This is a genomic window from Pelagibacterium sp., assembly GCF_965249125.1.
GTDB lineage: Bacteria > Pseudomonadota > Alphaproteobacteria > Rhizobiales > Devosiaceae > Pelagibacterium.
In genome coordinates, this window is sequence record NZ_OZ252217.1 from 2,874,932 (window position 1) to 2,890,298 (window position 15,367).

14 protein-coding genes and 2 pseudogenes are annotated in these 15,367 nt (G+C 62.7%); 11 read left to right on the plus strand and 5 right to left on the minus strand.

Going from position 1 to position 15,367, the window contains the following annotated elements; translation table 11 throughout:
* Positions 1–6 precede the first annotated feature (6 nt).
* Positions 7–993: an N-acetyl-D-Glu racemase DgcA gene (gene dgcA / locus ACP148_RS13935; RefSeq protein WP_425033544.1), complete on the plus strand. Its 987-nt coding sequence runs from the start codon at positions 7–9 to the stop codon at positions 991–993.
* Here the strand turns inward: dgcA and ACP148_RS13940 are convergent, their stop codons facing one another.
* Positions 994–1,845 carry a MurR/RpiR family transcriptional regulator gene (locus ACP148_RS13940; RefSeq protein WP_425033545.1) on the minus strand — a complete coding sequence of 284 codons (852 nt, stop codon included), beginning with the start codon at positions 1,843–1,845 and terminating at the stop codon, positions 994–996.
* 262 nt (positions 1,846–2,107) lie between these two features.
* On the opposite strand from ACP148_RS13940, the gene ACP148_RS13945 reads away from it, so the two are divergent.
* From ACP148_RS13945 to ACP148_RS13990, 10 genes are all read left to right on the plus strand, one after another.
* Positions 2,108–3,625, plus strand: a complete 1,518-nt coding sequence (locus tag ACP148_RS13945) for an ABC transporter substrate-binding protein (protein ID WP_425033546.1) — start codon at positions 2,108–2,110, stop codon at positions 3,623–3,625.
* 274 nt (positions 3,626–3,899) lie between these two features.
* Positions 3,900–4,859 carry an ABC transporter permease gene (locus tag ACP148_RS13950; protein WP_425033547.1) on the plus strand — a complete coding sequence of 320 codons (960 nt, stop codon included), beginning with the start codon at positions 3,900–3,902 and terminating at the stop codon, positions 4,857–4,859.
* The gene (locus ACP148_RS13955) at positions 4,859–5,701 is read left to right on the plus strand and encodes an ABC transporter permease (RefSeq protein ID WP_421953046.1); all 843 of its coding nucleotides are present in this window, start codon (positions 4,859–4,861) and stop codon (positions 5,699–5,701) included. Before ACP148_RS13950 ends, ACP148_RS13955 begins: the two co-directional genes overlap by 1 nt.
* The gene (locus ACP148_RS13960) at positions 5,698–7,428 is read left to right on the plus strand and encodes a dipeptide ABC transporter ATP-binding protein (protein ID WP_421953047.1); all 1,731 of its coding nucleotides are present in this window, start codon (positions 5,698–5,700) and stop codon (positions 7,426–7,428) included. Before ACP148_RS13955 ends, ACP148_RS13960 begins: the two co-directional genes overlap by 4 nt.
* Positions 7,425–8,417, plus strand: coding sequence for a serine hydrolase domain-containing protein (locus ACP148_RS13965; RefSeq protein ID WP_421953048.1), 993 nt, complete (start codon positions 7,425–7,427; stop codon positions 8,415–8,417). Before ACP148_RS13960 ends, ACP148_RS13965 begins: the two co-directional genes overlap by 4 nt.
* Positions 8,407–9,543 carry an anhydro-N-acetylmuramic acid kinase gene (locus tag ACP148_RS13970; RefSeq protein ID WP_421953049.1) on the plus strand — a complete coding sequence of 379 codons (1,137 nt, stop codon included), beginning with the start codon at positions 8,407–8,409 and terminating at the stop codon, positions 9,541–9,543. The genes ACP148_RS13965 and ACP148_RS13970 overlap by 11 nt, the downstream gene beginning before the upstream one ends.
* Positions 9,544–9,546: 3 nt before the next feature.
* Positions 9,547–9,984, plus strand: coding sequence for a GNAT family N-acetyltransferase (locus tag ACP148_RS13975; RefSeq protein ID WP_421953050.1), 438 nt, complete (start codon positions 9,547–9,549; stop codon positions 9,982–9,984).
* A gap of 103 nt (positions 9,985–10,087) precedes the next feature.
* Positions 10,088–10,447 (plus strand): helix-turn-helix domain-containing protein, encoded by a 360-nt coding sequence (locus ACP148_RS13980; RefSeq protein WP_421953051.1) that lies wholly within the window; start codon positions 10,088–10,090, stop codon positions 10,445–10,447.
* Between the two features lie 126 nt (positions 10,448–10,573).
* A complete protein-coding gene (locus ACP148_RS13985; RefSeq protein WP_421953052.1) occupies positions 10,574–11,122 on the plus strand; it encodes an IS630 family transposase in 549 nt (182 codons plus the stop codon).
* Positions 11,123–11,201: 79 nt separating this feature from the next.
* Entirely contained in the window at positions 11,202–12,218 is a 1,017-nt protein-coding gene (locus tag ACP148_RS13990; protein WP_421952914.1) for an IS110 family transposase, read from the plus strand.
* A 246-nt stretch (positions 12,219–12,464) separates the two neighbouring features.
* Here the strand turns inward: ACP148_RS13990 and ACP148_RS13995 are convergent.
* The 4 genes and pseudogenes from ACP148_RS13995 to ACP148_RS14010 form a co-directional block, all read right to left on the minus strand.
* Positions 12,465–12,575: pseudogene (locus tag ACP148_RS13995) on the minus strand (transposase); the annotation flags it as partial.
* 135 nt (positions 12,576–12,710) lie between these two features.
* Entirely contained in the window at positions 12,711–13,442 is a 732-nt protein-coding gene (gene istB, locus ACP148_RS14000) for an IS21-like element helper ATPase IstB (RefSeq protein WP_421953053.1), read from the minus strand.
* Positions 13,439–14,790: pseudogene (istA, locus tag ACP148_RS14005) on the minus strand (IS21 family transposase). The gene istB and the pseudogene istA overlap by 4 nt, the downstream one beginning before the upstream one ends.
* A gap of 94 nt (positions 14,791–14,884) precedes the next feature.
* A complete protein-coding gene (locus tag ACP148_RS14010; protein ID WP_425033548.1) occupies positions 14,885–15,109 on the minus strand; it encodes a hypothetical protein in 225 nt (74 codons plus the stop codon).
* Positions 15,110–15,367 lie beyond the last annotated feature (258 nt).

Sequence of the window (15,367 nt, forward strand, 5' to 3'; positions counted from 1 at the left end):
TTGAGCATGACCATCCATCTTACCGCCGCCATCGAGCGCTTCCCGATTGCCGGGAGCTTCACCATTGCGCGCGGTAGTAAGACCGAGGCCGTGGTGGTCGCGGTGCAACTCGAACAGGATGGATTGGTGGGGCGCGGTGAATGCGTGCCCTATGCGCGCTATGGCGAGACGCCCGAGAGCACACTGGCCGCCATCGATGCGCTGGCCCCGGCTCTTTCGGCCGGCCTGACACGGGCCGATCTGCAAAAGGCCTTGCCGCCCGGCGCGGCGCGCAATGCGCTGGACTGCGCCATGTGGGATCTGGACGCCAGGCGCGCCGGCACCTCCGTCGCCGCATTGACGGATCTGAGCCTGCCGCAACAGATCGAAACGGCCTATACCATTAGCCTGGGTACGCCCGATGCCATGGCGGACGCCGCTGCGCGGGCCGCCCATCTGCCGCTACTGAAGGTCAAGCTGGGGGTGCCGGGCGATGTCGAGCGTCTGCACGCCGTCCGCGCCGCTGCGCCCGAAGCACGCCTGATTGTCGATGCCAATGAGGGCTGGCATGGCGATGACCTGCCAGTGCTGCTCGATATCTGCGCCCATTGCCGCGTGGAACTGGTGGAACAGCCCCTGCCCGCCGGGCAGGATGCGGCGCTAGCCGATCTCGACCACCTCGTCCCCATTTGTGCCGACGAAAGCGTGCATGCCCTTGCCGGATTGGACGAATTGGCCGGGCGCTATGACGCGATCAACATCAAGCTCGACAAAACCGGCGGCCTCACCGAAGCGCTGGCGGTCGTGCAGCGCGCCGAAGAGCTCGGGTTGCAGATCATGGTGGGCTGCATGGTCAGCACCTCGCTCTCTATGCTGCCAGCACGATTGCTGGCATCCAAGGCGCGATGGGTTGATCTCGATGGCCCGCTCTTGCTGGCCGAGGATCGGCCGGATGGGCTGGTCTATCGGGGTGGGGAAATCGGGACTGGGCCTTCAGGGCTGTGGGGCGGCTGACTATTTGGGATGCGTCACATCCCGCGTGCGCTTGAGCGCGTCCACGGTCTGTTCATAGCGCTGGCTGGCAAGGCCGAGAAACAGGCAATCGACAATGGCGAGATGGGCGATACGGCTGACCATGGCCCCGGCGCGCAGCCGGCTTTCGCGGGCGCGCGCCACCAGGCACTCGTCGGCGGCCCCGGCAAGGGGGGAATCCGGCGCACCCGTCAGGGCCACGGTCAGGGCCCCGGCGTCGCGGGCGATTTCGAGAAAGCGCACCGTATCGGCGGTGGCGCCGGAATGGGAGAAGCCCAGCGCGACCGTGCCAGCCGGCGAGAGCAGGGCCGCCGTCCAGGCCTCATGCGGATCGGCCAGCAGGAAAGCATTGCGGCCAATGCGGAACAGCTTGTGATGCAAATCCTGCGCGACGAACTGGCTGGCGCCGATGCCAAACAGAAGAATGCGCTCGGCCTGGTCGAGCGCTGCCACGACGCGCTCGAGCACCCCATAGTCGAGACCCGACACGGTTTCGTCGATGGCCAGGATTTCCAGCGACGCCACCTTGGACGCCATCTCCCGAAGGGTGTCGGACTGGGCGATCTCGGCGCCAAGGATGAGGTCATTGCCGAACTGGGCGGCTTCCTTGCCCAGCTCAGTGGCCAGGCTCATGCGCAATTGCGCATAGCCCGACAGACCAAGCGTGCGACAGAAGCGCACCACCGAGGCGACCGAGGTGCCGCAGCTTTCGGCCAATTCGGAAATGGTCTGGTCGAGCACGATGCGGGGCTGGTCGCGAATAACCGTGGCCACGCGCTGCATGGCGGGCGTGAACTTGTGTGCCGAGGCTTCGATTGTCGATTGGATACCCAAAACTGTCCCCCTTCGACCCGCAGGTCCGGAGCGCGGGCGCGAAATCGGCGCGACCCTATCCGAACCGTCTCACTCCGCCCATTGAAACAAAAGTTCAATGCATTCATCAAGTGTGAAAATTATTGACAGCCCCAAGCCCGACTTCATAGGCTGGTCACAGAGGTTGGTGCGGCTGCGCGCGAGAGCGTGCAACAGCCCCGGCACCGGACGACCTTGGCACGGCTCCCGAAAGCGGAGCCGGCTCAACTGTGAGGGAACAACGATGAACCAGTTTTCACCCAAGACGCTTCTGGCCGGCCTCGCCGTTGCCACTGCCCTGACTGCGGTTTCGGCCGCCCTGCCGGCACAGGCCGCCGAATTGCGCATGGCCTGGTCGCAGGACGCGACCGGCCTCGACCCGCACAAGCAGACCGCCTTTTCTTCGCTGCGCCTGCTTGAGCTCATCTATGAGCCTTTGGTGCGCCTCGACGCCGATCTCAATGTGGTTCCCGCCGTGGCTTCGAGCTGGGAATTTTCCGAGGACGCCAAGACCCTGACCTTCACCATCGACACCAATGCCAAATTCTCCGACGGCGCTGCGGTCACTTCGGCGGACGTCAAGGCATCGTTCGAGCGCCTGCTCGATGAAGCCACCTCGGCAGCGGCCCGGTCGAACTTCCTGTCGATCGAAAGCATCGACACGCCGGACGATGCCACCGTGGTCTTCAATCTCTCGACCGCCGATGTGCCGATCCTGGTCGCCATGGCCACCATCAATGCCGCCGTGGTTCCAGCCGCCGAAATCGAGGCCGGCACGGTGGGCACCGAAGCCATCGGCTCGGGTCCCTTCGTGCTGGAAAGCTGGGAACCCAATGCGCGTGAAGTGCTGAGCGCCAATGAGAATTGGGCCGGTGGTGACCTGGCCATTGACGGCATCACCATTTCGGTCCTGCCAGACGAAACCGCCATCCTGGCTTCGCTGCGTGCCGGGCAAACCGATTTCGCACTGATCAACGACCCGCTGGTGGCCACGCTGGTGCCGATGGAAGCCAATCTCGAGCTCAACCGGGTCGGCCAGCTCGCCTATAATGTGCTCCAGCTCAACCCTTCGCGTCCGCCCATGGATAATCTCAAGGTCCGCCAGGCCATGAGCTGCGCCATTGACCGCCAGGCCATTATCGACGCGGCCCTGGCCGGTGAAGGCAAGGTGACCGGTCCGCTGACCATGCCGGCCTTTGCCCAGGATCCCTCGAACCTGTTCTGCTATGAGCAGGATCTGGAAAGGGCCAAGGCGCTGATGGCTGAAGCCGGCGTTGACGGCTTCTCGGCCAAGGTGATCGCCGCAACCGGCGAACCGCCCGTCGCCGCCTCCGAGGCGCAGGTGCTGCAGTCCCAGCTCGCCGAAATCGGCGTCGATCTCGAAATCGAGATGATGGAACTCAATGTTTACGTCGATACCTGGCTGGCCGGCGATTTCGACATGGCCGTGGCCCTCAATGGCGGTCGTCCCGATCCCTATCCGATGTATAACCGCTACTTCACCAAGGAAGGCAATCTGGTCCATGTGTCCAACTTCCAGGATGACGAGCTGGACAGCCTGATGAAGCAGGGCCAGGCCGAAACCGACCCGGCCAAGCGGGTGGAAATCTTCCAGGCTTTCGAAAGCCGCCTGGCAGAGCAGTCCCCCTGGCTGTGGCTCTCGACCAGCTATGGTTACACCGCCCAGCTCAACACCGTTTCGGGCTTCACGCCCTCGCCGACCGGCACGCTGTTCGGCCTGGTCGATGTTTCGGTAGAATAGGCAGGGCCTACGAACAAGCGATGGACCCAAGGGTCCGTCGCCCCCTCGCCCCTCAGGGGAGAGGGCCGGGGTGAGGGGTGCAGCCGATGTGGCTTGATGCCATTCGAGCCTAGCTCTCATGGCCTTTTCACCGGAGAACGCTTCACCGAAGCGTTCTCTCTTCGGCTCAAAGCCCCTCATCGGCACTTCGGGCCACCTTCTCCCCTCAGGGGAGAAAAGTCTCCGCGACACGTCTTGGAGACAACAAGCGAACCTCTATGGAGAATGAGCCTAGATGAGTTATGTGGTTCAGCGCCTGCTGACCTTCCCGCTGATCCTTCTCGGGGTATCCATTCTGGTCTTTGTCGCCATCCGGCTGGTGCCGGGCGACGCCATCACCGCCATGCTCGGCACCGAGGCGGGCCTGTTGACCCCGGCCCAGCGCGAGGCCCTGGCGGCCTATTTCGGCATCGACCAACCCATCTGGTCGCAATATCTGCGGTGGCTGACCGGCCTGTTCCAGGGTGACCTCGGCATTTCCTCGATTTATGGCAAGCCGGTGATGGCGGTCATTCTCGAGCGCTTTCCGCTCACCCTGCAACTGTCGCTGATGTCCATGGTCATCGCGTTGAGCATCGGCGTGCCGCTGGGCGTGCTGGCCGCCTCGCGCAATGAACGCCCGAGCGATCTCATCGTGCGGGTTCTCGCCATGCTCGGCCAGTCCACCCCCAATTTCGTGGTCGGCATTCTCATCATCTACGTGCTTTCGGTGTTCTTCGGCTTTGTGCCGGCCATGGGCACGTTCACGCCGCTCTTCGTCGATCCGCTGGCCAGCATCGGGCAGTTGATCTTCCCCGCGATCACGCTCGGCTTTGCCTTTGCCGCTTCGGTGACGCGGATATCACGCTCGGCCATGCTCGATGTGCTGAGCGACGACTATGTGCGTACGGCGCGCTCCAAGGGCGCGACGCCGATGAGCGTCATCTGGCATCACGCGCTGCCCAATGCGCTCATTCCCGTGGTGACGCTGTCGGGGGTCGAATTCGGCTATTTGCTGGGCGGTGCCGTCATTGTCGAACAAATCTTCGCCCTGCCGGGCCTGGGCCGGCTGGTGCTCGATGCCATCACCCAGCGCGATTATGCGCTGGTGCAGGGCACGGTGCTGTTCATTGCCTTCAACTTCCTGGTGGTCAATCTGCTCGTCGATCTCGCTTATGTTGCCCTGGACCCGCGCATCCGGATCGGGAGGCGCTGATGGGCAAGATGATGTCTTCGCTGTTCCGTCACCCGTCCGGCCGCATTGGCCTGGTGATCATCGGGCTCTATCTGCTGGCCGCGATTCTGGGCACGCTCGGCCTCACCCCGCATGATCCGCTCAAGCTCTTCGCCATCGACCGGCTGAAGCCCCCCAGCGGCACCTATTGGTTCGGCACGGACCTGCTCGGCCGCGACGCCTTCAGCCGCCTCATGGTGGGCATACGCCAGTCCATGCTGATCGCCTTTGCCTCGGTGGCCATTGCCACGCTGGCCGGAACGATCATCGGCCTCTTGTCCGCCTGGTGGGGTGGCATCTGGGATGGCATTTTCATGCGCATCATGGATGTGCTGCTGGCCTTCCCGGCGATCCTTCTGGCGCTGCTGATCATCGCCATTGTCGGCCCCGGCACCATGACCAGCGTGGCCGCCATCGCCATCGTCTATACCCCGATCTTTGCCCGCGTGGTGCGCGGCCCGGCGCTGTCGCTCAAGCAGCGCGATTTTGTCGATGCCGCCCGTACCTTTGGCAGTTCGCAAAGCTATGTGTTGACCCGGCACTTGCTGCTCAACCTGGTCGCGCCGCTGGCCGTTCAAGTGACGTTGGCCCTGGCTTGGGCGCTGCTGACAGAAGCGGGCCTGAGCTTCCTGGGGCTCGGCACCCAGCCACCCACGCCATCGCTCGGGCTGATGCTGGCGGAAAGTCGGAACCTGATGACACACGCGCCCTGGCTGATGATCTTCCCGGCCCTCACCATCATGCTCGGCATTCTCGGCTTCAACCTGACCGGCGATGCCTTGCGCGACATTCTCGATCCGCGCACCCAGAGGAGGGAAGCATGACCGGTTTGCTTTCAGTCCGCGACCTGCGCGTCGGCTTCGGCCAGGACGCCAAAGCCAATGAAGTGGTCAAGGGCGTCAGCTTCGATCTGGCGCCCGGCGAGACGCTGGCCATTGTGGGCGAAAGTGGTTCGGGCAAGTCCGTGACCGCGCTGTCGGTCAACCGGCTGGTGGATTTCGGCGGCGGCCGGATCACCCATGGCACAATCGAACTCACCCGGTCCGACGGTTCGGTGCTCGATGTGGCCGGGGCCGACGAAAAGACCCTGCTGGGTTCTCGCGGCCGCGATGTCGGGATGATCTTCCAGGAGCCGATGACCTCGCTCAACCCGGTGCATACGGTCGGGGCGCAGATCGAGGAGGCGTTCCGCCTCTCCAAGGGCCTTACTGGCGCCGAGGCGCACAAGGCGACCTTGGACGTCCTGGCGCGCGTCCGCATCCCCGATGCGCAATCCCGGCTCGGCTATTATCCGCACCAGCTTTCGGGCGGCATGCGGCAGCGTATCATGATCGCCATGGCTTTGGCCGCCAGCCCGCGTCTTCTTATTGCCGACGAACCAACTACGGCGCTCGACGTCACCGTGCAGGCGCAGATCATGGCGCTACTGGCCGAATTGCGCGAAGAAACCGGCATGGCGATGATTTTCATCACCCATGACATTGGCCTTGTCGCCGGCATCGCCGACCGCATCATGGTGATGCAGAACGGCGTGGCGGTCGAACAGGGTGAGGCCGATGCCGTGCTGGACGACCCGCAGCATGAATACACCAAGCACCTGCTGCGCGCCGTGCCGCATTTCACCTCGGGCAAGGCGGTGCGCAACGACAGCACACGCCCCACGGCGCCTGAGCCCATCGTCAAGGTCGATGACCTCGTCGTCCGCTTTCCCGTCGGCAAGGCCTGGTTCAAGCCCAAGGGCGCCATTCACGCCGTTGATGGGGTGAGCTTTGACCTGGTGCCCGGCGAAACGCTGGGCATTGTGGGGGAAAGCGGCTGCGGGAAATCCACCACGGCCCGCGCCCTCTTGGGCCTCAACAGCACGACCCGGGGCGACATCACCGTCACCTCGGGCCGATCGGGACGCCCGGTGCAGATGGTGTTCCAGGACCCGTTTGCCTCGCTCAATCCGCGTCTCAATGTCGAGGCCCTTCTGGCCGAGCCGGCCATTGCCAATGGCCAGCGGCCCGATGAAAAGCTGCGCGAGCGCATGGCCTTTCTGCTTGAGCGGGTTGGCCTGCCCAAGGACGCACTCACCCGTTATCCGCATCAGTTTTCCGGCGGGCAGCGGCAGCGCCTCTGCATTGCCCGCGCCCTGATGCTCAATCCCGATGTGGTGGTGCTGGACGAAGCGGTGTCGGCACTCGACGTGTCGGTGCAGGCCAAGGTGCTCGAATTGCTGGTGGATTTGCAGCGCGAGTTCGGCCTGGCCTATCTCTTCATCTCCCACGACATGGCCGTGGTCGAGCGCATCGCGCATCGGATTGCGGTGATGTTTGCCGGTCAGATCGTGGAAATGGGCGAAGCGCGCGCCGTGCTGTCTGACCCGCGGCACAGCTACACCAAGCGCCTGATTGCGGCCGTGCCGGCCATTGAGCGGCGCAAGCAGCGTTTCGCCGTCGACATGACGCAGGTGCCATCCCTGGTGCGCCCGCCGGGCTATGAACCGCCGCCCGCACAATGGCGCGAGGCCGGGCATGATCACCGCGTACGCATTGAGGACAAGGTATGACGACAATCGAGGCACAATTGGACCGCGCCTTTGTCCCCTTGGCCGCTGCCATTGAGGCCGGCCGCATTCCGGGTGGGGTGCTCGGCATTGTCGACAACAACGGCAATCGCGCCGTCCGGGCGATGGGGCAGGCGCAAACCGTACCCACCGGCCGCCCCATGACCGAGGACACCTGGTTTGACCTGGCGTCCCTCACCAAGGTGCTGTTCACCACCGAGCGCATCCTGGCGCTGGCCGAGACGGGGCGCATCGACCTCGACGCGCCGCTGACGAGCGTGCTTCCTGATTTCCGGCACTACAATCTGGACAATTGGGAACGCAAGATCACCTTCCGGCAGTGCCTCGGGCACCAGACGCCATTCCCGGCTGTGTTCCCGCTCTATACCTATGGCCGCGACCCGGACCTGTTGCGGACCTTCCTCTTGCAGCATGAATTCGCCGCCGGTCCCGCTGTCTACTCGGACATCAATTTCATCCTCCTGGGCCTCGCGCTTGAGCGCATCGAGGGCAAATGGATCCGCGAGCACAATCCGGGCGCGGGCTTTGCCTGGTCGGCCGATCCGGACACCGCCGCCGCGTCTGAGGATTGCTATTGGCGCCACCGGGTGCTGGTGGGCGAAGTGCATGACGACAATTGTTCGGCCCTGCAAGGCGCCGGGCATGCCGGGCTGTTCGGCACGGTTGCATCCGTCCTGGATTTCGCCGCCGAGAAGCTCAGCGCCGCCGGGCCGGACGCGCTGATCCGGGCGCCCCTTTCCGGCCGCCGCACCCATGGCTGGGAGCGCCCCTATGAGGGCTGGTCGGGCGGCGAGCGATGTTCCGCCCAGACCATCGGCCATACCGGCTTCACCGGCACCGGCCTCTGGATCGATTTCGAACGCGGTCACGCCTGGACCCTGCTGACCAATCGCGTTCACCCCACCCGCCATTTCGACAGCGGCATCATCCCGCTCCGTCGCGCCGTAGGAGACCTCATCAATGCCGACTGACAACCAAGGTGAGCCGATCTGGTCGGTCGGGCTGATGACCGGCACCGTGCTCGATGGCAATATCGATGTGGCCCTGCTGCGCACCGATGGCGACACTATCGAACAGTTCGGCGCCTATACGTTGGCGCCCTATCCGCAATCCATCCGCGATACCCTTGAGGAAGCGCTGGCGCAGGCGCGCCAATGGAATTTTGACGGCCCGGAACCAGCCATTTTTGCCGAGGCTGAAGAGGCGCTGACCCGCGCCCAGTCCGCCGCCGTGCTCGATCTGGTGAAAGAGGCCGGGCTCACGCCCGAGGATATCGGCATTATCGGCTTTCATGGCCAGTCGGTGCTGCATCGCGCCCCGCAACCGGGCCGGATCGGCGCGACGCGCCAGCTTGGCAATGGTGCGCTGATGCGCGAATTGACCGGCATCAAGACGGCCTATGATTTCCGCTCCGCCGATGTCCGCGCCGGGGGACAAGGCGCCCCGCTGGCCGCACTCTATCATCGCGCGCTCTTGCGCCGGATCGATGCGACCGATGGCAAGACGGCGGTGCTCAATCTTGGTGGGGTGGCCAATGTCACCTATTGGGACGGCGCCGATACGCTGATCGCTTTCGACACCGGCCCGGCCAACGCGCCGATCAATGATTTCGTCAAAGGCCTGGGCCTCGGGGACATGGACCACAATGGCGCAATGGCTTTGCGCGGTACGGTCGATGAAGCGCGGCTGGCACAATTGCTCACCCATCCATATCTTTCCGCCCCCTACCCCAAATCGCTCGACCGGTTCGACTTCCTCTCGACCATGGCCGATGGCCTGGGCGCGGAAGATGGCGCAGCGACCCTGACCGCCTTCACCACCGGCGCCGTGGGCAAGGCGCTCGATCTGTTGCCGCAGCGCCCGGAAAAGCTGATCGTCTGCGGTGGCGGCCGGCACAATCCGGCCATCATGGCGATGCTGCAAACGCGCGCGCGCGTCGAGGCTGTCCCCGCCGAAACCGTTGGCTGGCGCGGCGATGCGGTGGAGGCGGAGTGCTTTGCCCTGTTGGCCGTACGCGTGCTGCGCGGCCTGCCGATCAGCTTCCCCACCACGACAGGCGCGCCGCATCCGCTGACCGGCGGCATACTGGCCGCCTGACCGATGAGCGACCTGACCCTCGAGGTGACGGATGCGCCCGAACCGGAAGATATCGACGTCATCGGCAGGTCGCTCACGGCCTTCAACGATGGGGATGTCGGCCCGTCCGAGCGGCGGCCCCTTGCCGTCCTGATGCGGGACGAGGCCGGCGCCATCGTCGCCGGCATTTCCGGCTACACCGCCTGGGGCTGGCTCTATGTGCAATGGCTCTGGGTCGCCGAAAATCAGCGAGGCCGAAGGCTGGCCGCGACGATGCTGGCGGCGGCGGAGGCAGAAGCGCGCCGTCGCGGTTGCCACGGAGCTTACATCGACACCTTCAATCCGCATGCCCTTCAAGCCTATCAGCGAACCGGCTACGAGCCCTTCGGCCGTTTATCGAACTTCCCACCAGGGCGCACGCGGACCTTCCTGCACAAGGTGCTGGGCACTCCCGCCCCATGAGCTAAGGCTAGAGCGGTTCAGATTTTGAGTGAATCGATTTGGGATTCCGTTGAAGGCGCAAATCTGATTCAAGCTGTCTGCTGGGCCAAGGAGGCCAGCAGGCATGACGCGGGCTTATTCGAACGATCTTGGTGAGCGTGTTGTTGCGGCGGTTTCGGCTGGTGAGAGCACTCGGGCAATAGCTGAGCGGTTTGGGATTGCAGTGTCTTCGGTGGTGAAGTGGCACCAGCGTTACCGGGCCACCGGCTCGGTTGCGCCGGGCAAGATGGGTGGGCACCGCAAGCGGGTTCTGGAGCCACATCGGGGGTTCATCGTGGAGCGGATCAATCAGACGCCGCACCTGACGCTGCACGGGCTGAAGACAGAGCTTGCGGCGCGTGGGGTGAAGGTCTCGCACGACACAGTGTGGCACTTCCTTCGGCGCGAAGGGCTCAGATTCAAAAAAAACGCTGTTCGCCCTTGAGCAGGCCCGAAGGGACATCGCCCCAAGACGTGAGCGCTGGAAGGCTTGGCAGCCTTATCTGGACCCAAATCGGCTGGTGTTCATCGATGAAACCTGGATTAAAACCAACATGGCGCCGGTCCGGGGATGGGGCTCAAGGGCAAAAAGCTGCGCGGCTATGCTCCGCATGGCCACTGGAAAACACTGACTTTTCTGGCCGCCCTCAGGCACGACGGAATCGTCGCGCCCTGCGTCTTCGATGGGCCGATCAACGGCCAATGCTTCCGCGCATGGGTCAACCAGCAACTGCTCGATACCCTTCGCCCAGGCGATATCGTGATCATGGACAATCTGGGATCTCACAAATCGATCGAGATCGGCCGCGCCATCCGCGCCCGTGGCGCAAGGCTATGGTACCTGCCGCCCTATTCTCCCGACCTCAACCCCATTGAGCAGGCCTTCTCAAAGATCAAGCACTGGATGCGCATGGCACAAAAGCGCTCAATCCAAGACACTTGGCGCCATATCGGAACTCTTGTTCAAACAATCCAGCCAGGCGAATGCGCAAACTACATCGCAAACGCCGGGTTTGATGGTCGTGACGAGGTGGCCGAGCTGGCGCCATGTCTCCTCGATGGTCCGCTTCTGGGCGTGGCGCATCCAGTGCTTGATCTTGGCGAAGGCCTGCTCGATTGATGTGATGGATGGCTCCTGCTCCCGGCGCCGCATTGCGCCATAGTTGGGGAAGTCATCATCCCATATAGAGGAGCCATCCATGTCCGAGCTTACCGTAGTTGGTGTCGACCTCGCAAAAAGTGTCTTCCAGATCCATGGTGTCGATGAGAATGGTCGAGTTCTCGTGCGCCGCCAGCTTCGCCGCAACCAATTGCTCGCGTTTTTCCAGAAGCGTCCACGCTGCCTGATCGGCATGGAGGCTTGCGCTGGTTCCCACGATTGGGGGCGCAGGCTGCAGGAGATGGGGCATGAGGTCGGGTTGATGCCGCCGTCTTATGTGAAGCCTTACGTCAAGCGCGGCAAGACGGATGCTGCGGATGCAGCCGCTATCTGTGAAGCCGTGACGCGTCCTTCCATGCGGTTTGTCGCCATCAAGAGCGAAGCCTGTTCGTCGGTTCTGGTTGTTCACCGCACGCGGGACTTTCTGGTTCGCCAGCGCACCCAGATCGGCAACGCGATCCGGGCGCATATGACGGAGTTCGGCATAATTGCCGCAAAGGGCGCGCAGAATGTTGATCGATTGAAGGAGCATCTGGATCGGTTGCCGGAAGCGGCCCGAACACCTGTAAGCTTGCTTTTCGATCAACTGGCCGAGACGGACAAACGTATCGAGCAGTTGACGGACGAGATCGCGGAGACCCACGCGCATGACGAGACGAGCCAGCGTCTGGCTACGATCCCCGGTGTGGGAATGCTGACGGCGACGATCATTGCGGCAACGACGCCGGATGTCGATAATTTCGACTGCGCCAGGGACTATGCCGCCTGGCTCGGCCTCACCCCCAAACCGCACTCCACCGGCGGCAAGCAGAGGGTGGGCCGGATATCGAAGATGGGCAATCGATACATTCGACGATTGTTGTATCTGGGTGCCATGGCGCAGATCATGCTCAGATGCAGGCTCAAGCGCGAGCCGGGATCGGACTGGCTATCGTCCATGCTGATGCGGAAGAAGACGAAGCTCGTCGCCATCGCCCTTGCGCATCGCATGGCGAGAACAATCTTCGCCGTCCTGCGCGACGGCACACGTTACCAGCCGCAGGCCGCTGCCGCCTGAGGGGCTCAACGAATGGTCAGGGCAAAGTGAGGTGATGGCGAACAAACGGAGACGAAGAACCGGGACACCCCGATCAATCCGAAGCGCCTCGAGCGCGCTCGATTGAGTGGGACCTGTTCTCCAGGCGGATATTCATCAGGGCGCGCAACGATCCCGTTGCACATTCAGACGCCGTATACATGGCCGCAACCGACCTGTTTGCCAAACCCGATCCAAAACCCTTGACCCGCAGGAGCCATCCATACACGGGTCGAGGTCGGGCGAATAGGGCGGCAGATACCAGAGCCTGGCGCCGGCTGCCCGGATCATCTGTTTGATGGCGGCCGATTTGTGGGAGCCGAGATTGTCCATGACGATGTCAAACAGCATGCAAAATTGACCCCCGATCGGCGCCCAAAAATGACCCCCACTTGATGCTGTTTTGGAGCGGGGCAACCGGCGTAGCTGGTCAGGGTTGCGCAGCCGGTTGACGCGCGGGGCACCGAGCCGGGTTCAAGCGCAGTTCTTGAATCTCCAGCTGTCATTGCCGGTCTCGACGATGTCGCAGTGGTGCGTGAGCCGATCGAGAAGTGCCGTTGTCATCTTCGCGTCACCAAAGACGGTTGGCCACTCGCCGAAGGTGAGGTTGGTGGTGACGATGACCGAAGTCATTTCGTAAAGCCTGCTGATGAGGTGGAAGAGAAGCTGCCCACCGGATTGCGCGACGGGCAGATAACCAAGCTCGTCGAGAATGATGAAGTCCTTACGGCCCATATATTCTGCCAGTCGTCCCTGCCTCCCGGCACGTGTCTCGGTCTCCAGCTTGTTGACGAGATCCACAACGTTGAAGAAGCGCCCTCGGACGCCATTGCGGATGCAGGCTCGAGCGATTGCGGTCGAGAGATGGGTCTTTCCCGTTCCTGTGCCCCCGATCAGCACCACATTGCGCTGCATGGTCAGGAAGTTTCCTGCCGCAAGATCGCGCACAAGGGTCTCATTGATGCCGGTATCGATGAAGTCGAAGTCGTCGATGTCCCTGGCCAGGGGCAGTTTGGCGATGGTCATCTGATACTTGATCGAGCGGGCCTGCTTCTCCGCGATCTCGGAGGTGAGCAGATCCGATACCACCCGGTCTGGTTGATGTTCGCGCTTGATCGCCGTGGCGATGACCTCGTCATAGGCATTCTTCATGCCGTAGAGCTTGAGCGCATTCATCGTTGAAAGGATCTCGCTGCGATCCATCATATGGCCCTCCTCAGGCTGTCGTAACGGGAGCAGTCAGCCACCGGCTCGATGTGCAGCTTCAGGGCCTGTGGGGTTGTCAGGATGGTAACCGGCGCTTTGGGTTCGCGTTGGCGGGCCAGAATGTTGAGAACGATATCGGCAGAACCCAATCCTTGAAGGGCGCACCATTGCGAAGCGCTCCGGGCTTGCGCGCCAGGACCGGAACGTAATGCCAGGGGTCGTAGATGGTTTGGTCCCGGCCAAAGGATCGGGGATGCTTGCCGACCACGACGCCGTCTTGGCGCAGCTCGATCCGCTCGGCGTAAGCTCTGATCTCGACGGGGCGACCGATGGCATGGGCGGCCACAGAATATCTGTTGTTATCAAAGCGCACCAAACAGGTGCGCGATACTGAGGCCGTTACGGCATGGAAGCCATCGAAGGGTCCGGCAAAGGGAACGAGGCTGGGCCGCTCGAGCTCAAAAGCTTCCCAGACCGTGCGGTCCCTGAACTCGGGATGGCGATGTGCTCTGGAGTAGGCGATGGTCTTGTCGACCAGCCAGGCGTTCAGCTCATCGTAATCCTTGAAGCGCAGACGCGGGGTAAAGAAGCGCTCCCGCACCAGCCCCACCTGGTTCTCGACCTGACCCTTCTCCCATCCCGAGGCCGGCGTGCATGCCACCGGGTCAACCAGATGATGCCCGCACATCTGCAGAAAACGGCGGTTGTAGAGGCGGTCTTTGCCGACAAAAATCGTCTCGACCGCCGTCTTCATGTTGTCGTAGATGCCCCGGGTGCAGGCGCCCTTGAAGAAAGCGAAAGCCCGGTCATGGGCATCGAGCACCATCTCCAGGATTTCACGCGGATAGGCTCGAATATAAAACATCCGGCTGTGACACAGCCGAACATGGGCGACCTTGACGGTGACCGTCACCCCATTGAGCAGCACAACTTCGTGGCTCCAGTCGAACTGATAAGCTTCCCCTGGCGCAAAGCTGAGCGGCACGAAGGCGCCCGCAACCGTTGCCGAGCGCAAACGCCGCCAGCCGCGGGCATAGCGGCGCACCGCGTCATAGCCGCCCTCATAGCCAAGGCCCCGAAGCTCCTCGAATATCCGGATATGGGTCAGGCGCTCGCGCGCAGCCTTGCTCTCATTGGATTCAAGAAGCCGATCCAGTTCAGCCTGGAATGGGCCAACCCTTGGCAGAGGCTGACGCTCCCTTTGGTAGGAAAAAGCGGTCTCGCCCGACCGCAAAACCTTGCGAACCGTATTGCGCGAAACGTGCAGCTCTCGAACGATCTCCTTGATCGTCTTGCCCTGCACAAAATGGGCACGCCGTATGCGCGCGATCGTATCCACGCCCTTCATCCCCCAACCACCCATCCTCACCAAAGGAAAGGCGGTCTGTTCTCACCTCAACACAGCGGGTCAATATTGGATGCCGATAACCCCCAAACCGGGGTCAATATTCCATGCCGAATGACACCTGCCCACCCACATACCCATTGAAATGGCAGGAGAGGTGCTGGACTTCACCGACACCGATGCTATGGGCCTTGATCTTGCCGATGGGACCGAAACCATTACCATTTTTGCCCCCCAAGAGGGCGGTCAGCAATTTGCCGAGGCGAACGATTAAGAAATCTTGCCATCGCAAGACTAAAGCTCCGCCCCACAGATTGACCATTTCAACGAGCTCGACACCGCCCCGGCATTGCTGGGCGGATGGCGAGCCGCCTCTCAACGTCGCGATCCCTGCAAATCTGCGATTGTTCGATTACAATGGCGAGTTTCGGGCCACTGATATTGTTCCAGGAACGGCGGTATGGGTCAAGGTTTGCGGGTGCCGGCAGGCGTACGAAAGCCCCTCATGCAGGGACCCGCGATCGACACGCTTTGGCTATGGGGTTTTGTGTTCTGGCGCTGCCAGGGGGTGAACGGCATG